Raw genomic sequence first — 19,736 nt, 5'->3', positions numbered from 1 at the left:
TGCGAAGACAAGAGAGCGACCATGCCACAGATCACTTTGCCAGACGGATCCCGACGCGAATTTGACGGCGCGGTCACCGGCACGGCGATTGCCGAGGATATTTCCAAATCTCTGGCCAAGAAGGCTGTGGCCATCAAGGTCGATGGCGAGTTGCGTGACCTATTCACCGAAATCGACACTGATGCCGCCGTTGAAGTTATCGTGCGGGAAAGCGAGGATGGCCTGGACCTTGTGCGCCATGATACAGCGCACCTTCTGGCCCAGGCTGTGCAGGCGCTTTTTCCGGGCACGCAGGTCACCATCGGTCCGGTGATTGAAGACGGCTTCTATTATGACTTCGCCCGCGAAGAGCCGTTCTCGACGGAAGATTTTGCCGCCATCGAAAAGAAAATGAATGAACTGGTCGAAGCAGACCTGGCAACGCACAAGACAACGATGCCGCGGGACGAAGCCGTGGCCCATTTTGAAAAGCTTGGCGAAACATACAAGGCGGAACTGATCCGTGACCTGCCGGAAGGTGAAGAGATCCGGGTCTATTACCACGGCGACTGGCATGATCTCTGCCGGGGACCGCATCTGCCGTCTACGAAGCATATTGGCAAGGCCTTCAAGCTGATGAAACTTGCGGGCGCCTATTGGCGCGGGGATTCCAGAAACGCCATGCTGCAAAGAATTTACGGCACGGCCTGGCTCAACGAGAAAGACCTGAAAGCCTATCTGACCCGGCTGGAAGAAGCCGAAAAACGCGACCACCGCAAGCTGGGCCGCGAGATGGACCTGTTCCACCTGCAGGAAGAAGCGCAAGGCTCTGTCTTCTGGCATCCCAAGGGCTATACCATGTGGCTGGCGCTGGAGAACTATATCCGCCGTCGCCTGCAGGGTGCAGAGTATGTCGAGGTGAAGACCCCGCAACTGCTCGATTCCAAATTCTGGGAACAGTCCGGCCACTGGGCCAAGTTCCGTGAAAACATGTTTGTTGTGCCGGATGAAGTGCCGAATACGGAAGGTGATGGACCTGTCATTTCGGGCGAGGCAACACTCATGGCCATGAAGCCCATGAACTGTCCAGCGCATGTGCAGATTTTCAAGCAGGGCATTAAATCCTATCGCGATTTGCCAATTCGCATGGCGGAATTTGGCTGCTGCCACCGCAATGAAGCGCATGGCGCCCTGCATGGCTTGATGCGTGTACGCCAGATGACACAGGATGATGCACATATTTTCTGTCGTGAAGATCAGGTCACGGAAGAAGCTGTTGCTTTCTGCGAGTTGCTGGCTGTTGTCTATGAAGACCTTGGCTTTGAGGAACTCAAAGTGCTGCTGGCAACACGGCCCGAATTGCGGGCGGGCGATGATGAGGTCTGGGATCGCGCCGAAAAAGGCCTTGAGGATGCTCTCAAGGCTGCAAATATCGATTATGACTATGCCCCGGGAGAGGGGGCCTTTTATGGCCCGAAACTGGAATTCCATCTGAAGGATGCCATTGGGCGTTCCTGGCAATGCGGCACCCTGCAACTTGATTTTGTGCTGCCGGAGCGCCTTGATGCGACCTATATCGGTGAAGACGGAAACCGCCATCGCCCTGTCATGCTGCACCGGGCCATACTGGGCACGCTGGAGCGCTTCCTCGGTATCTTGATTGAAAACCACGCAGGCAAAATGCCGCTTTGGCTTGCACCGACACAAATCGTTGTTGCGACAATCACCAGCGAGGCCAATGCCTATGCAGACAGTGTTGCAGAAGAAATGCGTGCAGCCGGTCTGCGCGTAGAAACTGATCTGCGTAATGAGAAGATCAACTACAAGGTGCGCGAGCACTCTCATGCCAAAGTGCCGGTGATCGCTGTTGTGGGCGCCAGAGAGGCAGATGAGCGCAAGGTTTCCCTGCGCCGTCTTGGCTCAAAGGAATCGCGGGTCATCACCCTTGATGACGCCTTGCAGGATCTTACACATGAAGCGCTGCCACCTGACCTGAAAGAAGGATAGGCCGACGTGGCGGGGGCCCTCTTTTCTGGCAACTGGCGACAGCGCCTGCCAGTCGGGATCGCTCTTGCGCTGATCGCAGCTCTGCCCGTTCTGCTGCTCTTTTCCCACCGCAACACGGTGACAGCGCTTGCCCTGATCGGGCTGGCAACAGCATTTTATCCAGGCGCAGTATCTGCCCTGCGACGCATCTGGCAGCCGCGCGTTATCCTCAGACCGGGACCTGCCAGCGTGCTGGTTTGGCTGCTCTTCCTGTGTGGCTTTATGGGCCTCTCCGCCTTGTGGTCGCCCCAGCCCGACCGCATAGACTGGGCCCCGAGAATGGCGGCCCTGATATTATCCATTGCCGGATTGATCTGGCTGGCCCTGAACATGGCCAGCAGCCGACTGGCCCTCTGGATACTGGTGACAGTAACAGTCGTGACCGCCCTGTTTCTTGGTCTTGAAGGGCTGACTGGCGGCCTCCTGCGCGACCTGCTGCCCAAAGACGGTATCAAGGGCAAAGACATCATTGCTTCGGCACGCGGTGCAGGCCTTGCACTATATCTCGCGGTGCCAGCCCTGCTTGCGCTGGGCAGCCTTGCCTTTATTCGTGAAAAATTGGGGACCATGCCTGCAAGGGCGCTCCAGCTCATCATCGTTGCAGGTATTGCGCTCGCCGCCCTGCTGCTGGGGGGAATATCCGCCAACCTGCTGGCGCTGGCCGGTGGTCTTGCCGCAGCGGTACTTGGATTTATGTTTTCGCGCTACGCCATTTCAGCCTTGCAGGTCTGTGCGATCGGCCTTTTCCTGTTCTGGGCGGCGGTCGCTCTTTTACTGCCGGCGCAGGAGGCGCTGGTCGCCGCAGAGTTCATCCCGACATCCTGGCAGATGCGCCTTATTGCCTGGCGATACAGTTTCGACCTGCTGACAGCAGACCTGTGGACATTCCTGTTCGGCGGCGGGATCGGCTTCAGCCGCTATTTGTATGAGGCAGGCCCGACTGTGGAGCTGGCGGTTGCCCCATACACATTCCACGTCATGCCCACCCACCCCCATAACCTGTTCATTCATCTCTGGCTGGAATTTGGCCTTGTCGGCATTCTCATGGTGCTTGCGGCCCTGTCACAGGCGTTCCAGTACCTTTCAAGACTGACCTTGACCAAAGCCGAAACCGGCGCTGTATGCGCGCTCGGCATTATATTCCTCACTTTTGCCAGTTTCGAGACAAGCCTGTGGACTGTCTGGCGGTTTTCCACATTTGGTTTCGCGCTGTTCGGTCTCGTGCTGATCGGGCGAGCACTGCGACTGGAATCATGAGAGTTTCGCGTTCAATTATTAACCTGTGGTATTGTGTTGCAGCGCACCATGGCGCACAACAGTTTGAGGGGATACTTTGTGACAATGAGTGCTGCGAGCGTGCAACCTGTAGAAATGACATCGCCTGAGGGGGCATCACAACCACGGCCACGCCAGTGCGTTAGTGTGATCATCGTCTCTTACTGGACAGGCCCGTTGCTGGTGCGCTCTGTACTGTCTGCCTTGCGGCAGGCGGAAGTGGCAGAAGTGATTGTCGTTGATAATGGCAACTGGGTTGATGAAATGACCCGGCTTGAAGCGATCGCCGGTGACAACAGCCATAAACTTCAGATTATCTCGGGCCATGGCAATGTGGGTTATGCGGCAGGCTGCAATATTGGGGCAAAGGCCGCCACCGGACAGTTTCTGTTCCTCCTGAACCCGGATGCCATCCTGCCCGACAACGCCGTGGCTGAATTGCTGGCTGACGCAGGCAAGCTTGACGGCAAGTGGGTTATGGGCGGCAAGCTGATCAACCCTGACGGTACCGAGCAGGCAGGGTCACGCCGCAGCCCACTTACTCCGTGGACGGCCTTTGTGGAAATGACGCGGATCTACAAACTCGCGCCACAGCACCCCTACTTCAGGCGCTTTAACATGCATCAGGATCCGTGTCCGGAAGAAATGATTCCGATTCCGGTGATCTCCGGTGCCTGTATGCTGATGCCGCGCGAGACCTTTTCTGCGATTGACGGCATGGATGAAGAATATTTCCTCCATGTGGAAGACGTGGATTTCTGCCTGCGCCTGCGGGATGCTGGCGGTGAGGTTTATTTCTCGCCCAGTACCAGCATTCCACATTTCAAGAGTTCAAGCCGCGCGAGCAAACTGCGCGTGGAAATGCGCAAGGCCCAAAGCCTGGTGCGATATTTCTGGACACATTTCCGCAAGCCCTATCCGGCTGTCTTCCTCGCCCTTGTCAGTGCACTGGTCTGGGCCGCAACTGGCGTGAAAGCGCTCAATATCCTGATCCGGCGCGGCCTGCGACTAGTCGGATTGCGCAAGAAGACCGGCAAAGAGGGCGTACGCAAAGCACGAAGCATCACCTCGCAGAGCAGCTCGCGCTAGGCTCAGGCGTGCGGCGATCAGTGATCAGTCTACCTGATTAAGGATCTTGCTGTCATAAACTTCGGGCTCTTCCGGGATGAGTGAGCCGAAATCAGGCTTCCAGTATTCAAATCCGGTAAAGCTGCTGACATCAACCAGTGTGTTTTCAACACCAGCAAAGCCGTTTTTCGCCGCAAAGGGCGTCTCCTGCACCGTCAGCGCAGAAACAATTTTGGCATCGAAAGCCTCGCCTTGGCCCCGGGCTCCGGCGGCAAAAATATCAGCCTTTTCGATAAGTTCTGCATCCGCACCGGCAACCCGCTGGCGGCCAACGCGTTGCAGGGTTTCATGGGCAGCCTTGGTCCCGTTCATGAACAGGAGAAGATGGGAGTCGAGGCAGGCTTCTGCACATTCGGGCACAGCCGGGACGTAATAGCGCAACGATACATTACCGCCCTGCTCCACCACATAATGGCCCAGAGGAGTCGTCCCGTTCAGGTCATTGACCATGCCCGTGGAGATATTCAGCCCGGCGGCGGCCGTCGGGATCGGATGAATCGCCCGCATGAACAGGCAGCCTTCACTCTGACAATCAGAGAACCCAAACAGGAAGACCTGTTGCCCGGCGGTCATGGAGTAGATTTTTGCCACACCATCAGGTGTTGCCTGTTCTGACTGGAGCAGAAAGCCTGAATTGAGCAGTTTCTGCTTCACGTCTGATGGCTGAAACAGAATATAGCCTTGCGCCTGCAGATCGCTGTAACTCAGCGCCTGGTCACCCTGTGCCCCCGCAGAGGGTGACTGCGCCATGGCCAGACCACTTAACGCATAAAAACAGGCGGCCAAAACAGAAAACTTTTTCAACATCATATTAGCCTGAACAACGTCTTCAAACCGTAAGCGCGAAGAGCAGCCTTTAGCAATGACCTGAAAGCCGCACTTGCCAATAGTTTTGCGTCCATGATGGCAAAAAACGGCAGGAAGCTGCCCGCAAATGCCTTGCGCGCCGTCGATCCACCTATCGAACGATAGGAAAAGCCGATCACCGCAAGTGTCATTTGCCGGACCGTGACTTTTGTGCCAAGTCTGACAGTGGGAGAGACAAGCAGGCGACGCGTATGGGTACCTTCAACATTTTTGACACAATGGCCAATCCGGAACGCTTCATGCGGTATTCCGGGCCAATTCTCTGGACGACCGGCATTGCGGCGACACTCCTGCTTGTCGGCGGTGCCGTGTGGGCCCTGTTCTTCACGCCCCCGGATTATCAGATGGGCGAAAGTGTCCGCATCATGTATGTCCATGTGCCGGCAGCCTCCATGACGATGATGGCCTATGCCTTTATGGTGGTGGCCAGTATTTTCGGCTATGTCTGGCGCCATCAACTGGCAGACCTCGCCGCGCGCGAAGCTGCACCCATGGGCCTCGCCTTTTGCGTGCTGGCACTCATCACCGGCAGCATCTGGGGCAAGATCACCTGGGGCGTCTGGTGGGACTGGGACGCCCGGATGACATCCGTGCTGGTGCTCGCCTTCGTATATATTGGATATATGGCGCTCTGGCGGGCCATTGAAAATCAGGCGCAGGCAGCCCGCTCCGCAGCACTTCTGTGCTTTGTCGGGGCCATCAATCTGCCTATTATCAAGTTTTCTGTCGAATTCTGGGAAACGCTGCACCAGCCAGCCACCATCGTGACGCCGGAAGGGCCTAAAATGCCGCCGGAAATGCTTTTGCCGCTGCTCACCATGATGCTGGGATATGGCTTGCTGTTCGGCTTCTTTGTCACCTTGCGCCTGCGGACGGTTCTGCGCGAGCGGCGGCAGAGCGGCACAGCCAGAACAAGCCGCCCTGTCAGCGTTGCACAACCTGTCACGATGACAGATGATCCATCCTCTCGGCCCTCAGACAAACAGCCGCAAGCGGCCGGCGAAGGGAGTAACTGAAGATGGAAGGCACCCTTATCGGCACAGATGTGACAGCCTATGTTGCGGCATCCTGGGCCATATCCATTCTCATCCTTGGCGGTCTTGTTGGCTGGGCAGTCAATGCTGCCATCAGAAGTGACAAGCGCTGACCTTGCAATCGGAAACCAACCATGACTGATACACCTGAAAACAAACCCGCACCGAAAAAACGCCCCCCCATGCGGCGGCGGCGGCAACGACTGCTGGTGGTCAGCTTGCTGTTGCCAACGCTGGCCGTGGCCAGTTTCTTTGTCATCGTGGGTATCAGCCAGACATCTGTGTACTTCTATGCCCCCAAAGACCTGCCCTCAGCGGCAGAGCTTGAAGGGCGGGCGATCCGCATCGGCGGTATGGTTGCCGAAGGCACGATCAAACAGGGCGAAGGGCTGGAGACATGGTTTGACGTGACCGATTATGAGGGCACGGTTACTGTCGTGACCAATGATCCGCTGCCGGGCATATTTCGTGAAAACCAGGGTGTCGTCATTCAGGGCAATCTGAACGACGACGGGATCTTTGTGGCGTCACAAGTCATGGCCAAACATGACGAGAATTATATGCCACCAGAAGTGGCTGATGCGCTGAAAGCCACAGGCCGGTACGAAGATTATATGAACAAGGATGAAGGCTCAGACTGAGCCATCAGTCAGGTACTGGGTGAACCGCCAGCACGCCGCTCGACAAAACCTCTCTGCCCAGCGGGCTTTCTGCAAAACGCGGCAATTTTTTCATGCAGGGTCGTTATATTGAACGGTTTGGTGATGTTCCCGTTGGCCCCCATGGCCAGATACCGGTTGAGCGCCTGACGCTCTGCATTGGCCGTAATCATGACCACAGGCACATTCTGGTACGCCGCTTCCGCACTGCGGATACGATGCAAGGCTTCATCGCCTGACATGACCGGCATCTGCACATCCATCAGGACCACATCATAGACCTCGCCTGACGCGAGTTGTTCAAGCGCTTCAGCGCCGTTTTCAACCTCATGAATGATAGCGTCATGCTTGCGCATTGCCGCCTTGATGACTTCGCGGTTCACGGCGTTGTCTTCTGCCAACAATATCCGGATATGCTGCTCTTCAAGACTGACGCTGTCGCAGGGAGACACTGCCGCTGGCGCAGGTTCGATTGCAGGTGTCGCCCGGCCGATCTTCTTCATCTGCAAACAGATGAAAAAAGTGCTGCCTTCACCGGGCAGGCTTTTGACCCCGATACGCCCCCCCAGAAGGTCTGCAAATTGCCGCGATATGGCAAGGCCAAGCCCGGCCCCACTGTGGCGACGTGTGACAGAGCCATCCACCTGGTGGAAACGCTCGAAAACATCTGCCTGCTGGTCTTCAGCGATTCCCGGGCCCGTATCTGAAACGGCCAGACGAATACCCTCCATCCCGTCACGCGTGGCAGCAATTGTTATGGCTCCACTATCTGTGAATTTTACCGCGTTCCGGGCAAAATTGATCAGTATTTGTCTCAGTTTCTTCACGTCGCTCAGATATGTGCCCGCAACCTTCGGGTCCACCTTGGCCTGAAGGTCCAACCCTTTTTGCAGTGCCACGCCACTGATCGTGCTGCTGACTTCATCCAGCAACTCAGACAGATCGAATGCCTCTTCCTCAAGCGTTATCTCATTTGCTTCAATCTTTGAAAAATCCAGAACATTCTGGATAATGGCCAGAAGCGACCGGCCAGACTTCACAATCGTTTCCGTGTACTGTTTCTGCTTTCTGTCGAGATCCGTTTCATCAAGCAATTGCGCCATGCCAAGCACGCCATTGAGCGGCGTACGCAACTCATGGCTCATATTGGCAAGAAATTCCGTCTTCGCTGCATTGCCTGCCTCGGCCTCGTTACGCGCCATCTGCAAGGCGTCTGTGACCTTTTCGATTTCCCGCTGGAAAATACAAATCACCAGCGTCAATCCTGACGCAAGAATGGACAGGGCAATACCTTCCCAATTTGTCAGAAATTGAGGCGTCAACCACAGATAATTCAGTACAACAAATACCGCTGCAAAAACTGCGGGGCGATACCCCAGCAACAGGCCTGTCACAACTGGCAATATGGGAAAGTAATACAGAGCCGGTGATGCCACTCCCCTGTCACTGGTCGCTACAATCAGCGTCACCATGTAAATGCAGATAATCAGCAAAACAGAAGCAAGATCAAAACGTCTTGTAAAATAGGCAAGAAACGGCATCGCCAGCAATATCAGCGGCAGCAGGGCACCAACGATACTCATCAGCGGGGCTTGCGTAAAAGTTTCCACCCCAACGACTGTGCCGGAAATCGACCCGAAAATCCCGATAGTCAGGCTGAGCACCACCAACAGGCGGCGCCGCGCGAGATCCAGAATATCGCCGTCGACCTTGGTGGGCCAGATGATTTCCTGCAGGGGCATTTTTGCGTCAGCCTTGGATGTTAAAATCAATAACCACCAGCATGACGTGTATCGGTTAAAATAGCATTATCCCGGATTGTAGAGGCGCGAGAGGCAATCAAGCCTTTTCATCAATTAAATCAATCACTTGCCAGATTGCATCCAGACTGGCGACACCAAGACGGATGCAGCGACCAGGGGACCAGCCAAAATCAGGATCGGGTGTTATCTCGCTGTCCTTGAAGGGCATTTCCAGTGTCATTGCCAGGCAACCGAATTTCCAGGCCATATAATTGGTGCAGATGGAGAGGTCTGCCGTGCCGGGCGCATCGACCGGATATCCGAACTCTGTCTGAAAATCAGGGCTGATCTGGGCCAGTGCGTGCTTGTATCCATCAAGCAGTTTCTGCTGATGATCTGTAAAACCGGGGGCGCCTTCACCACCCGCGATGAAATTATAGGGCAGATTTTCATCGCCATGCACATCCAGGGCGAAATCCACACCAGTTTCGCTCATTTTCTGCTGCACACAGAACACTTCCGGGCTTTTCTCCAGACTTGCCTTGTCCCATTCCCGGTTGAGATTGATTCCTGCTGCGTTGGTGCGCAAATGCCCACGCCGCGATCCATCAGGGTTCATGTTCGGTACCAGATAAAACACCGCCCGCTCCAGCAAACATCGTGACACGGGGTCTGTCTCGTCCAGCAGGCGACCAATGAACCCTTCCATCCACCATTCGGCCATGGTCTCACCCGGATGTTGACGCGCTGTGATCCAGAATGACAGCTTGTCTTCTCCAAGTGTGCCGATGGTCAACAGATCCATGTCCTGTCCATCGAGCGTGGTGCTAAGAACAGAAATCTGCGTGCGCTCGCTATCGGCGGCTGAGGCTATCAGATCCTGATGGCGCTCCATGCTATAGGGCGCGAAATAAGCGAAATAGACTGAGTTGAGATAGGGTGTATGCTCAATGACAAGCTCACCATTTTCATATTTTGTCGGCACACGGAACCAGCTTTCCCGATCATAAGACGCAACAGCCTCATACCCCTCCCAGCCCGGCGTATAGGCGGAGCCGCCTGCATTCATGAGCCGCAAGCGGCAGTCCTGATCCTGCGCACCGGTCAGTCGGAAATAGAACCATTGGTAGAAATGGCTCTCATTATCAGGGCGAATATCAAGCTGGATATCATCAGCCCGTTCCGCGCTGCGGCAGATGATGTTGCCCCCGTCAAACTGGCTGGAAATCCGGATGTGGTCAGTCATGGTTCTACCCTCATTCTGGAGATAGGCTTCATGAAAATCATACTGCCATCAAATTGACAAGCTTCATCTTGCGTGAGAGTGTAATGATGAGGTGGGATTATGATTAAAATAAAGTTCACATATATTTGTATATTTTTACTTTTCACACCGTACGTGCACGCTGATACACTTGATTTCTTTATAGAATTTGGCCCCAAGTATATATCAACAAATAATGTTACTTATGGATTTGAAATTGAAGATTTCCCTGAGAGTCTGAATCAAAAGTCTTTCATATGAAACATGCTCTTGCCAGTCGTCTTGTTGCGATACGGATGTGAGCCATGAATAGCCATGCGATAGCTGAGGTCCAGCATCGTTCCCAATCCTTGGCGAGACGGCGTGATCGCCCTAACCATGCGAATGTGCGTTCTACGACCCATCGCCGGGGCAGGACTTTAAAGCCTTTCATTTTATCGGATCGCTTGATGATTTCCATCCGGAATGGACCGACTTTTTTAAGTTTGCGCTTTAGCTTATCTCCCGCATAGCCACCATCGGCAAAGATATGGCGAAGCCATGGAAATTTGTCTCGCGCTTCCATCAACACCGCTGGTGCGCCGTCGCGATCCTGTACATCCGCGGCATGCACAAGTGCTGTCACCAGAAAGCCTTCCGTATCCGTCAGAATATGCCGCTTGCGGCCTTTTATATTTTTGCCCGCGTCAAAGCCAGTAATACCGCCACTTTCTGTGGTTTTAACCGACTGGCTATCGATCACACCTGCGCTGGGGTGTGGGCTTCTGCCGTGTGCTTCGCGGCATTCAAACAGCAGGCGGTGATTGATCTTTTCCAGCAATCTGTCATCACGCCACCAATAAAAATATTTCTGAACCGTCGAAAAAGGCGGGAAATCCCTTGGTAACATGCGCCATTGGCAGCCAGTAGACGCGATATACAACAAGGCGTTCATGATCTCCCGCATCGGCCACTTGCGAGGACGCCCCATCCGATTTGGAAGAGGTATTTCAGGTTCAATCAAAGCCCATTCGTCGTCCGTCAGATCACTTGCATAGCGCAGGAAACTGCGGTCATAATATGTGCGGGTGGTTTCATTCCAACTCATCTGATCCTCCGTGTCTTAAGCAAACAAAGAGAATCATAAGTCGTTGAAATCACCCAGATACTTTTGGATCAGGCTCTGAAGCCGGAGTTGGTAGGTTCGACAGATCTACACTGACATCAAATTTGAGTGGAACAGAACGTATCAGTTTTAGCGATAGCTCAGGTTACGAGATCGGCTTCGGTCTAAAAAGAGATTCATTCTGGCTCAGCTTGATCGCCGAAAACTACTCGATTGAAAATACGCTTACTGGCAATGCAGAAATATCTTTTGAAGCCTCTCCTGAGGTATTACCCATACTAAATAGCCCTGAAAGATCCTTCGATAGCTATGAACAATTTCTCGATATCTCAGACTTGGGACATAGTTTCTTCGGATTGGAAGTAGGTAAATTTTTTACAGAAAACGAAGAAAGTAAACCCTTCATATCTGCCAGACTTGGACAAGCACTACTTGACTATGATGCATCTGGTGCACCCGCCCCCGAGAATTTGTTAACAATGCTAAGAGTCTGAATCAAAAGTCTTTCATATGAAACATGCTCTTGCCAGTCGTCTTGTTGCGATACGGATGTGAGCCATGAATAGCCATGCGATAGCTGAGGTCCAGCATCGTTCCCAATCCTTGGCGAGACGGCGTGATCGCCCTAACCATGCGAATGTGCGTTCTACGACCCATCGCCGGGGCAGGACTTTAAAGCCTTTCATTTTATCGGATCGCTTGATGATTTCCATCCGGAATGGACCGACTTTTTTAAGTTTGCGCTTTAGCTTATCTCCCGCATAGCCACCATCGGCAAAGATATGGCGAAGCCATGGAAATTTGTCTCGCGCTTCCATCAACACCGCTGGTGCGCCGTCGCGATCCTGTACATCCGCGGCATGCACAAGTGCTGTCACCAGAAAGCCTTCCGTATCCGTCAGAATATGCCGCTTGCGGCCTTTTATATTTTTGCCCGCGTCAAAGCCAGTAATACCGCCACTTTCTGTGGTTTTAACCGACTGGCTATCGATCACACCTGCGCTGGGGTGTGGGCTTCTGCCGTGTGCTTCGCGGCATTCAAACAGCAGGCGGTGATTGATCTTTTCCAGCAATCTGTCATCACGCCACCAATAAAAATATTTCTGAACCGTCGAAAAAGGCGGGAAATCCCTTGGTAACATGCGCCATTGGCAGCCAGTAGACGCGATATACAACAAGGCGTTCATGATCTCCCGCATCGGCCACTTGCGAGGACGCCCCATCCGATTTGGAAGAGGTATTTCAGGTTCAATCAAAGCCCATTCGTCGTCCGTCAGATCACTTGCATAGCGCAGGAAACTGCGGTCATAATATGTGCGGGTGGTTTCATTCCAACTCATCTGATCCTCCGTGTCTTAAGCAAACAAAGAGAATCATAAGTCGTTGAAATCACCCAGATACTTTTGGATCAGGCTCTAAGCCCAAGTAGTGGGAGTTTGTCTACAGGATTTGCTTCCTTAACTGATGTTAAAGTTGATGAATCAGTATGGAAATACTCTTTGGCAACAGGATTCTCAATATATGTAACGGATTCTGTAATGACGCTTTTTTCAATTGAATATTTCGAGACTGAGGATTTTAGCATTTCAGGTAGTGGGACATTGACTTATGATGGCGTCTGTCCATTTAATGTTGGCGTTTGTCCAGATGCAGATGCTCGACCTGCATCAGAACAATTTCATTTCACAAGCAGTGATAATCTCTCTGGGTATAATGTAAGTATGAAAGTAAGAGCTCATTTTTGAACACTTAGTCTCTATCATAAACAACCTTGCCATCGACGATCGTCATGACGGCTTTCACGTCAGGAATTTGCTCTTCCGGGATCGTCATGATGTCTGCTGACAGCACGGTAAAGTCCGCTCTCTTGCCGACCTCAATCGTCCCGAGACGGTTTTCCATAAAAGCTGCATAAGCAGGATTTTTCGTGAAGATGGCGAGGGCCTCCTCGCGGCTTAGAGCCTCTTCCGGGTGCCAGTTTGCGCCCTGAAAGCCTGCAAGGTCAGTACGCCCCACCGCCGCATAGAACTCAATCATCGGGTCGCCGCGCTCGACCGGCGCGTCAGAACCACCGGCAATGACAGCGCCAGCATCCGTCAGGCTGCGCCAGGCATAAGCGCCGCGCAGTCTTTCATCACCAAGGCGGGCCGGTGCAAAGTGCAAGTCGCCAATTGCATGGGAGGGTTGCATGGATGCAATGACGCCCAGCGCCGCAAAGCGCGGAATATCGGCAGGGTCAATGACCTGCGCGTGTTCAATGCGCCAGCGCGGCGCGCCGTCATGATCTGCGAGCACTTCCTCATACCAGTCAAGCACCAGCGTGTTGCCCTGATCACCAATGGCATGGGTTGTCACCTGTATGCCGTTAGCAAGAGCTTTGCGATAAGCGGGTTTTGCTTCTGCCTCTGTGATGAGTTGCAGGCCAACAGTCTGCGGCTGGTCCGCATACGGCTCTTTCAGCAGGGCGCCGCGTGACCCCAGTGCGCCATCAACATAAAACTTGATCGCCCGGGTAACCAGCTTGCCGTCATTCATTTCCCAGAAGCCTGTCTCAGCCAAATCATCGAGACCGGCAGGGGTGAGGGAGTTATAGACACGGATCGGCAAATCGCCTTCTTCTTCAAGCTGTATCAACAACTCTGTGTCCGCTGGATTGACCGACATGGAGTGAATACCGGTCCAGCCATAATTGGCATAAACTTCTGCTCCCTTACGCAATGCCTCCTTGCGCCGCTCGGGCGACGGTGCCGCGAGCAGACCACTGACCAGATTTTCCGCATTGTCAATCAGGATGCCCGTGGCAACGCCATTCTCGTCACGTTCAATCGCCCCGCCCTCTGGGTCCGGCGTGTCGTCTGTAATGCCAGAAAGCGCAATCGCTGCGGAATTCACCACCGCTGCGTGACCGTCAGCCCGGCCCAGAATAACCGGGTTATCCGGCGCAACCTCATCCAAGTCATAGCGGGTGGGAAAACGCCCTTCCGGCCAGCCGGTTTCAATCCATCCCCGACCATAGACCACCTCGCCGGGCGCCGTTCTTTCAACTTCCGCTGCAACCCGCAATTTGAGGTCCGATACAGAAGATGTGCCTTCAAGGTTGAGAGTCAGTTCCCGAAAGCCGATACCATCAAGATGGGCATGGGCGTCCGTGAAGCCGGGAAAGGCGACCGCGTCGCCAAGATCGATGACGCGCGCATCATCTGCCGGCAGGGCCAGATCCTCTGTGTAAACGCCGGTGATATAGCCGTCCTTGACGGCAATCACATGCGCGGTCGGTGAAGCGGCATTTCCTGTATAGACGTCCCCATGGAAAAACGTATCAGCTTCCTGCGCGGCCAACGGCAGCTGCTCAGACTGGCCGCAGGCACTCACAGCAATCAGGCCGCTGGTAAATAGGGCAACATGTTTGCGCATCATTATCTCCTAATCTTAATTTATCCTGGCACTGAATTTTACCGGCTCTGCCAGTATCTGCCCTTCGAAATAAGCATCTTCCGCTGGCGCGCTCTCACGCAGCTGATGAATTTCCTGCACAACCTCCATGCCGGAGATGACCCGCCCGAAGGCGGCAAACCCCTGCCCGTCCGGGTTGCGCTGTCCCCCATAATCAAGACCCGGATTGTCACCGATAGAGATGAAAAACTCTGACGCCGCCGTGCCGGGCTCCAGCCGGGCCATGGAGATCACCCCATCTGTATGCAGAATGCCAGTCGCGTCTGTTGTCTCATGGGCAATCGGTGGCAGGGGTGCATCGACATCAAAGTTCACCCCGCCCTGAATGACATTGATCTTCGGATTGCCCTGGTCATTGTCAAATCTGACCACACGATAAATTTCACCTTGGGCGTAATGTCCCTGATCGATATAGGCCAAAAAGTTCGCCACAGAGACTGGCGCTTTCTCCGGATAGAGCTCGAGGGTGATATCCCCCCTGTCCGTAACCAGCGTCACACGCGGCTGGGCCGCCGCCTGTATGTTCGCTTGCTCGCTTTCCTGTGCGCAGCCGTTCAGGGCCAGCATGGCCAGAACGGGCAAAATAACCCGGCTTGAAATTGAAAACATGCTTCCCGATCCTTTATCTGGCACCATGGTCAGGCGCGTGCCGGCTCAAGTCAAGCTGCTGCGCCTTTTCACTCGACCTGACTGCCAGTGTCCTGTATGGCGGCGTTTAATTTTTTGCACTGCAACATAAAGGCTATCCATGACCGACCAGTCCCTGCGTAATATCGCGATCATCGCGCATGTTGACCACGGTAAAACCACCATGGTGGATGAATTGCTGCGCCAGTCAGGGGCTGTGCGTGAAGGCGCCGCCATGGACGAGCGGGCCATGGACTCCAACGATATCGAACGCGAGCGCGGCATCACCATTCTTGCCAAATGTACCAGCGTCGAATGGGACAGCCCTGCCGACGGCCTGACCCGTATCAATATCATCGACACGCCCGGCCACGCTGATTTTGGCGGCGAAGTCGAGCGCATTCTCTCCATGGTCGATGGTGCCCTCCTGCTGGTGGATGCAGAAGAAGGGGCAATGCCGCAGACCAAGTTTGTGCTGTCGAAAGCGCTGGCGCTCGGCCTTAAGCCGGTTGTGGTTCTGAACAAGGTGGACCGGCCCCACGCGGACCCTGACCGTGTTCTTGATGAAGTCTTCGACCTTTTCGCCTCTCTGGGCGCAAATGAGGACCAGCTCGACTTTCCGGTGCTATACGCTTCCGGCAAGGAAGGCTGGGCCGCAAATGATCTGGAAGCCCCGCGCGACAACATGGCACCCTTGTTTGAGACAGTCATCAAACATGTGGCAGCTCCGGAAGTTGCTGGCGGGCCGGATGCACCGTTCCGCATCCTGGCAACAACGCTGGAAGCTGATCCGTTTCTGGGTCGCATCCTGACCGGGCGTATTCTGGCTGGTACGCCGAAGCCGGGCATGACCTACAAGGCGCTGGCCCGTGACGGCTCTCTGGTCGAGCAGGCTCGCGTATCCAAAATTCTCGCTTTTCGTGGCCTGAAGCGCCAGCCCATCGAAGAAGCAATGCCTGGTGACATCGTTGCGATTGCCGGTTTTCAGAAGGCTTCTGTTGCCGATACGTTATGCGACCTCTCTGTCACCGACGCGATCCCGTCGCAGCCGATTGATCCGCCTACCCTGTCAGTCTTCATCTCGCCGAATGACTCCCCACTTGCCGGTCGTGAAGGCAGCAAGGTGCAGTCCCGGGTGATCCGTGAACGGCTATACCGTCAGGCAGAAGGTGATGTCGCCATCCGGGTAACAGATTCCCCCAATGGAGACGCTTTTGAAGTTGCCGGGCGCGGCGAATTGCAACTTGGTGTACTGATCGAAAACATGCGCCGCGAGGGCTTCGAGCTTTCTGTCTCCCGGCCACACGTGCTGACGCGGCGCGACGAAGACGGCACAGTGCTGGAACCGTTTGAGGAAATCGTCATTGATGTGGATGACGAATATTCCGGCGGCGTGATCGAAAAGCTGACCCAGCGCAAATGCGAACTGGCTGAAATGAAACCGACCGGCGGCGGGAAAACGCGGCTAAGCCTGCACGGACCAACCCGTGCTCTCATCGGCTATCACGGTGAATTTCTCACAGACACGCGCGGCACCGGCGTCATGAACCGGTCATATCTTGAGCACCGCGCCCATAAAGGTGCCATTCAGGGACGGCGCAACGGTGTTTTGATAGCCATGGGCACGGGCGAAGCTGTGCCTTTCGCGTTATGGAACCTTGAAGAGCGCGGCGTGATGTTCATCAAGCCTGGCGAGAAAGTCTATCAGGGCATGATTATCGGCGAGAATGCCAAGGATAATGATCTTGATGTTAATCCCTTAAAAGCCAAGCAGCTGACCAATATCCGGGCTGCCGGCAAGGATGACGCTGTGCGCCTCACCCCGCCGCGCCGTCTCTCACTGGAGCAGGCCATCGCCTATATTGACGATGACGAACTGGTGGAAGTGACGCCGGAAAATGTGCGCCTGCGTAAAATCGAGCTGGAGCCACATATGCGCAAGAAACGCGCAAAGGCCATGGCAGAAGGTTGATCCATCAGGCTATGCGCCGCCGGGCGCGGTTCATAGCTTTTGCGAAAAATATTCATTCTTTTTTAAGATTCGCCGAAAAACGGCACGCCATTTGAATACTTCTCCACAAAGGCGAATGGCCACCATGCGCTGACACACCGTTTGGGGATCCGATGCATATCATCGATCGGGGTGCCGGCACAGGTCATTGGTCACAAGCACATGATAAAAGGAGAAGATTCATGGCGCACCCGATTGACCTGCATGTGGGACAACGTCTTCGACAACGCCGCTGCCTGCTGGGCCTCACCCAGCAGCGTCTGGCTGCCTCTGTCGGCATCAAGTTCCAGCAGATCCAGAAATATGAAAGTGGCGCCAACCGGGTTTCTGCTTCGCGGCTCTGGGCCCTGGCAAACGCGCTGGAAACGCCCGTTTCCTACTTTTTCGAGGATCTGCCAGGCGTTGAACACCACAGCGCAGAAGCAGATGCCCCACGCACAGAAAACGGCACGCTGGCCCCTCAGATCCTTTCCAACAAGGAAACGATTGATCTGGTGCGCGCCTATTATCACCTTTCCGAGGAGCCACGCCGTCGCCTCCTCGATCTTGCAAAAACGCTCGCAGGCGCTGCCTGACGTGCAGGGTAAGGTGATGTTCTGGGCAAACATCACCTGACGGGTCGGCCGGGCCTCTCTCTCCTCTATCTCCTCCGATGTCCGGACCGATTCAGCCGACCCCGTCTTGCAAAAGGCGGGGTCGGTTTTTTTGTCCCTGATTTTCAGGGTAGGCCAAAACAGGCTATGTAACAAAATGGTGAAACCCTGCCCCGCCTCGCCGAATTGGTGTGCATACCCGCGATAAGTGTGTAGAAGGGGGCGTCTTTGAACAATGAGAAAAGGGAGAACCTCATGTTAAACTCAAAACTTTCCATTGCCAGCGTTGCGCTGGCATCTGCTGTTGCCCTCAGCGCCTGTGAGAGCACAGGCATTGCCAGCAAGTCTGACAAATCAGAACCTGCGATGGCCATGAAATCAGCTGAAATGAAGCACGAAAACCCGATGGTTGGCGGCGCAGCGATGTATGCTGATAAAAACATCATCGAAAATGCGGTCAATTCAAAGGATCACACCACGCTGGTTGCAGCTGTGCAGGCTGCTGGTCTGGTTGAAACACTGTCCGGTGAAGGTCCATTCACTGTATTCGCGCCGACCAATGCAGCCTTTGACGCACTGCCAGCTGGCACGGTCGAATCCCTGCTCAAGCCGGAAAACAAGGATGCCCTGACAAAAGTGCTGACCTGCCACGTGGTCGCAGCAAAAGCCATGTCCGGTGCAATCGTTAAAATGATTGATGATGACGGCGGCGCACACGATGTGCCAACAGTCGGCGGCTGTGTCTTCACGGCGAAATATGCTGGCGATTCTGTGATGCTGGTAGACGGCAAGGGCCGTACAGCGAATGTCACTATTGCCGATGTGAAACAGTCAAACGGCGTTATCCATGTTATCGACAGCGTATTGCTGCCTGAATAAGGAACTGTCGTGATACAGACCAAAAAGCCCGGGTCTTGCCCGGGCTTTTTTATTGCGTAGTTAACCGGCGATCAGGCTGTCATGAAACCGGCCAGACGTTTGTTGATGATGGCGTCAGCCTCTCCCATGATCCGGTCGATCAGTTCCTGACAGGTCGGAATGTCATTGATAAGACCGGCGACCATGCCACATGACCAGGCTCCGGCATCCATATCGCCTTCCATCATGATGCGCGGATAAACACCGGCGACCTCTTCGATAATATCCTCGAATTTCAGATCTGCCCCCAGTTCTTTTTCCTTGACCAGCAAGCGTTCCACTGCATCATTTGTCAGTACACGCTCTGTATTGCGCAATGGGCGCATGACAAGACGAGTATCAAGTTCCGTTGCAGCCACGATTGCCGCTTTCACGTTTTCATGAACCGGTGCTTCCTTTGTGGCAATAAAGCGTGTGCCCATATTCATGCCCTGCGCGCCCATGGCCAGTGAGGCGACCAGGGAGCGCCCGTCTGCCATGCCGCCAGAAGAGACAAACGGGATCTCCAGCTCATCGGCTGCGCGTGGCAGCAAAATCATGTTGGGGATATCATCCTCACCCGGATGGCCACCACACTCAAACCCGTCCACGGAGACAGCATCACAGCCGATTTCCTGTGCTTTGAGGGAGTGACGCACTGAAGTGCATTTATGGATCACCTTGATCCCGGCATCCTTGAGATATGGCAGCACCTGCACCGGGTTGCGCCCGGCGGTTTCGACAATCTTTACGCCGCCATCAATCACGGCTTTCACATATGCCGGATAGTCCGGCGGGTTAAGTGTTGGGAGAAAAGTAATGTTCACGCCGAAAGGCTTGTCTGTCATGTCCTTGCAGCGGGCAATTTCATTGGCAAGATCATCAGCGGATTTCTGCGTCAGTCCGGTGATAATGCCCAGCCCACCAGCATTGGAGACCGCCGCCGCCATTTCTGCAAAACCGACATAATGCATCCCCCCCTGAATGATCGGGTGCTCAATGCCAAACATTTCCGTAATTGCCGTTTTCATATCTCTCTGTGTCTCCTCATGGGTA

At 54.5% G+C, this 19,736-nt stretch carries 20 protein-coding genes; 11 read left to right on the top strand and 9 right to left on the bottom strand.

All coding sequences use genetic code 11. From position 1 onward, the window contains the following. The first annotated feature begins 21 nt into the window (after positions 1 to 21). The 3 genes from thrS (at position 22) to RAL90_RS00640 (ending at position 4,389) form a co-directional block, all read left to right on the top strand. A complete protein-coding gene (gene thrS / locus RAL90_RS00650) occupies positions 22 to 1,986 on the top strand; it encodes a threonine--tRNA ligase (protein WP_306252605.1) in 1,965 nt (654 codons plus the stop codon). Positions 1,987 to 1,992: 6 nt separating this feature from the next. Further along, a complete protein-coding gene (locus tag RAL90_RS00645; protein ID WP_306252604.1) occupies positions 1,993 to 3,282 on the top strand; it encodes an O-antigen ligase family protein in 1,290 nt (429 codons plus the stop codon). Between the two features lie 84 nt (positions 3,283 to 3,366). Next, positions 3,367 to 4,389 (top strand): glycosyltransferase family 2 protein, encoded by a 1,023-nt coding sequence (locus RAL90_RS00640; protein WP_306252603.1) that lies wholly within the window; start codon positions 3,367 to 3,369, stop codon positions 4,387 to 4,389. A 24-nt stretch (positions 4,390 to 4,413) separates the two neighbouring features. Here the strand turns inward: RAL90_RS00640 and RAL90_RS00635 are convergent, their stop codons facing one another. Then, positions 4,414 to 5,178 (bottom strand): hypothetical protein, encoded by a 765-nt coding sequence (locus RAL90_RS00635; protein ID WP_306252602.1) that lies wholly within the window; start codon positions 5,176 to 5,178, stop codon positions 4,414 to 4,416. A 56-nt stretch (positions 5,179 to 5,234) separates the two neighbouring features. Then, entirely contained in the window at positions 5,235 to 5,426 is a 192-nt protein-coding gene (locus RAL90_RS00630) for a hypothetical protein (RefSeq protein ID WP_306252601.1), read from the bottom strand. A gap of 60 nt (positions 5,427 to 5,486) precedes the next feature. On the opposite strand from RAL90_RS00630, the gene RAL90_RS00625 reads away from it, so the two are divergent. From RAL90_RS00625 to ccmE, 3 genes are read left to right on the top strand one after another with little or no spacing between them, the layout of a single operon-like run. Next, complete coding sequence (locus RAL90_RS00625) at positions 5,487 to 6,311, top strand: heme ABC transporter permease (protein ID WP_306252600.1); 825 nt, start codon at positions 5,487 to 5,489, stop codon at positions 6,309 to 6,311. A 2-nt stretch (positions 6,312 to 6,313) separates the two neighbouring features. After that, positions 6,314 to 6,442: a hypothetical protein gene (locus RAL90_RS00620; protein ID WP_306252599.1), complete on the top strand. Its 129-nt coding sequence runs from the start codon at positions 6,314 to 6,316 to the stop codon at positions 6,440 to 6,442. Between the two features lie 21 nt (positions 6,443 to 6,463). Beyond that, positions 6,464 to 6,970, top strand: a complete 507-nt coding sequence (gene ccmE / locus RAL90_RS00615) for a cytochrome c maturation protein CcmE (protein WP_306252598.1) — start codon at positions 6,464 to 6,466, stop codon at positions 6,968 to 6,970. 8 nt (positions 6,971 to 6,978) lie between these two features. On the opposite strand, the gene RAL90_RS00610 is transcribed toward ccmE, so the two are convergent. The 3 genes from RAL90_RS00610 to RAL90_RS00600 all read right to left on the bottom strand — a co-directional run bounded on the left by RAL90_RS00610 (position 6,979) and on the right by RAL90_RS00600 (position 11,081). Then, positions 6,979 to 8,730 (bottom strand): response regulator, encoded by a 1,752-nt coding sequence (locus RAL90_RS00610; RefSeq protein WP_306252597.1) that lies wholly within the window; start codon positions 8,728 to 8,730, stop codon positions 6,979 to 6,981. 97 nt (positions 8,731 to 8,827) lie between these two features. Further along, positions 8,828 to 9,976 carry a M14-type cytosolic carboxypeptidase gene (locus tag RAL90_RS00605; RefSeq protein ID WP_306252596.1) on the bottom strand — a complete coding sequence of 383 codons (1,149 nt, stop codon included), beginning with the start codon at positions 9,974 to 9,976 and terminating at the stop codon, positions 8,828 to 8,830. A gap of 271 nt (positions 9,977 to 10,247) precedes the next feature. Further along, positions 10,248 to 11,081, bottom strand: a complete 834-nt coding sequence (locus RAL90_RS00600; protein ID WP_306249540.1) for an IS5 family transposase — start codon at positions 11,079 to 11,081, stop codon at positions 10,248 to 10,250. 122 nt (positions 11,082 to 11,203) lie between these two features. Between RAL90_RS00600 and RAL90_RS00595 the strand changes: the two genes are divergently transcribed. Beyond that, complete coding sequence (locus RAL90_RS00595) at positions 11,204 to 11,593, top strand: hypothetical protein (RefSeq protein WP_306252595.1); 390 nt, start codon at positions 11,204 to 11,206, stop codon at positions 11,591 to 11,593. A 12-nt stretch (positions 11,594 to 11,605) separates the two neighbouring features. Here the strand turns inward: RAL90_RS00595 and RAL90_RS00590 are convergent, their stop codons facing one another. Further along, positions 11,606 to 12,439 (bottom strand): IS5 family transposase, encoded by an 834-nt coding sequence (locus RAL90_RS00590; RefSeq protein WP_306249540.1) that lies wholly within the window; start codon positions 12,437 to 12,439, stop codon positions 11,606 to 11,608. Between the two features lie 96 nt (positions 12,440 to 12,535). Between RAL90_RS00590 and RAL90_RS00585 the strand changes: the two genes are divergently transcribed. Continuing rightward, positions 12,536 to 12,844, top strand: coding sequence for a hypothetical protein (locus RAL90_RS00585; protein ID WP_306252594.1), 309 nt, complete (start codon positions 12,536 to 12,538; stop codon positions 12,842 to 12,844). Positions 12,845 to 12,848: 4 nt separating this feature from the next. Here the strand turns inward: RAL90_RS00585 and RAL90_RS00580 are convergent, their stop codons facing one another. Then, entirely contained in the window at positions 12,849 to 14,516 is a 1,668-nt protein-coding gene (locus tag RAL90_RS00580) for an amidohydrolase (RefSeq protein ID WP_306252593.1), read from the bottom strand. A 12-nt stretch (positions 14,517 to 14,528) separates the two neighbouring features. Then, entirely contained in the window at positions 14,529 to 15,161 is a 633-nt protein-coding gene (locus RAL90_RS00575; protein WP_306252592.1) for a peptidylprolyl isomerase, read from the bottom strand. 139 nt (positions 15,162 to 15,300) lie between these two features. Between RAL90_RS00575 and typA the strand changes: the two genes are divergently transcribed. The 3 genes from typA (at position 15,301) to RAL90_RS00560 (ending at position 18,662) form a co-directional block, all read left to right on the top strand. Continuing rightward, complete coding sequence (gene typA / locus RAL90_RS00570; protein WP_306252591.1) at positions 15,301 to 17,151, top strand: translational GTPase TypA; 1,851 nt, start codon at positions 15,301 to 15,303, stop codon at positions 17,149 to 17,151. 221 nt (positions 17,152 to 17,372) lie between these two features. Continuing rightward, on the top strand, positions 17,373 to 17,765 hold the full coding sequence (locus tag RAL90_RS00565) for a helix-turn-helix domain-containing protein (protein WP_306252590.1): 393 nt from the start codon (positions 17,373 to 17,375) through the stop codon (positions 17,763 to 17,765). Between the two features lie 384 nt (positions 17,766 to 18,149). Then, on the top strand, positions 18,150 to 18,662 hold the full coding sequence (locus tag RAL90_RS00560; RefSeq protein WP_372340491.1) for a fasciclin domain-containing protein: 513 nt from the start codon (positions 18,150 to 18,152) through the stop codon (positions 18,660 to 18,662). Positions 18,663 to 18,733: 71 nt separating this feature from the next. Here the strand turns inward: RAL90_RS00560 and RAL90_RS00555 are convergent, their stop codons facing one another. Then, on the bottom strand, positions 18,734 to 19,711 hold the full coding sequence (locus tag RAL90_RS00555) for a nitronate monooxygenase family protein (protein WP_306252588.1): 978 nt from the start codon (positions 19,709 to 19,711) through the stop codon (positions 18,734 to 18,736). Positions 19,712 to 19,736 lie beyond the last annotated feature (25 nt).

Origin of the sequence: Parvularcula sp. IMCC14364 (assembly GCF_030758415.1) — a bacterium.
Classification (GTDB): Bacteria; Pseudomonadota; Alphaproteobacteria; order Caulobacterales; family Parvularculaceae; genus Aquisalinus.
The sequence above is the reverse complement of the archived record's forward strand: the minus strand, read 5'-3'. Positions and strand labels throughout refer to the sequence as shown.

Coding starts and splice junctions, on each gene's coding strand:
- thrS (WP_306252605.1), top strand. CDS start 22: ATGCCACAGATCACTTTGCCAGACGGATCCCGACGCGAATTTGACGGC.
- RAL90_RS00640 (WP_306252603.1), top strand. CDS start 3,367: ATGAGTGCTGCGAGCGTGCAACCTGTAGAAATGACATCGCCTGAGGGG.
- RAL90_RS00635 (WP_306252602.1), bottom strand. CDS start 5,178: ATGGCGCAGTCACCCTCTGCGGGGGCACAGGGTGACCAGGCGCTGAGT.
- RAL90_RS00630 (WP_306252601.1), bottom strand. CDS start 5,426: ATGACACTTGCGGTGATCGGCTTTTCCTATCGTTCGATAGGTGGATCG.
- RAL90_RS00625 (WP_306252600.1), top strand. CDS start 5,487: ATGGGTACCTTCAACATTTTTGACACAATGGCCAATCCGGAACGCTTC.
- RAL90_RS00620 (WP_306252599.1), top strand. CDS start 6,314: ATGGAAGGCACCCTTATCGGCACAGATGTGACAGCCTATGTTGCGGCA.
- ccmE (WP_306252598.1), top strand. CDS start 6,464: ATGACTGATACACCTGAAAACAAACCCGCACCGAAAAAACGCCCCCCC.
- RAL90_RS00610 (WP_306252597.1), bottom strand. CDS start 8,730: ATGCCCCTGCAGGAAATCATCTGGCCCACCAAGGTCGACGGCGATATT.
- RAL90_RS00605 (WP_306252596.1), bottom strand. CDS start 9,976: ATGACTGACCACATCCGGATTTCCAGCCAGTTTGACGGGGGCAACATC.
- RAL90_RS00600 (WP_306249540.1), bottom strand. CDS start 11,081: ATGAGTTGGAATGAAACCACCCGCACATATTATGACCGCAGTTTCCTG.
- RAL90_RS00590 (WP_306249540.1), bottom strand. CDS start 12,439: ATGAGTTGGAATGAAACCACCCGCACATATTATGACCGCAGTTTCCTG.
- RAL90_RS00580 (WP_306252593.1), bottom strand. CDS start 14,516: ATGATGCGCAAACATGTTGCCCTATTTACCAGCGGCCTGATTGCTGTG.
- RAL90_RS00575 (WP_306252592.1), bottom strand. CDS start 15,161: ATGTTTTCAATTTCAAGCCGGGTTATTTTGCCCGTTCTGGCCATGCTG.
- typA (WP_306252591.1), top strand. CDS start 15,301: ATGACCGACCAGTCCCTGCGTAATATCGCGATCATCGCGCATGTTGAC.
- RAL90_RS00565 (WP_306252590.1), top strand. CDS start 17,373: ATGGCGCACCCGATTGACCTGCATGTGGGACAACGTCTTCGACAACGC.
- RAL90_RS00560 (WP_372340491.1), top strand. CDS start 18,150: ATGGCCATGAAATCAGCTGAAATGAAGCACGAAAACCCGATGGTTGGC.
- RAL90_RS00555 (WP_306252588.1), bottom strand. CDS start 19,711: ATGAAAACGGCAATTACGGAAATGTTTGGCATTGAGCACCCGATCATT.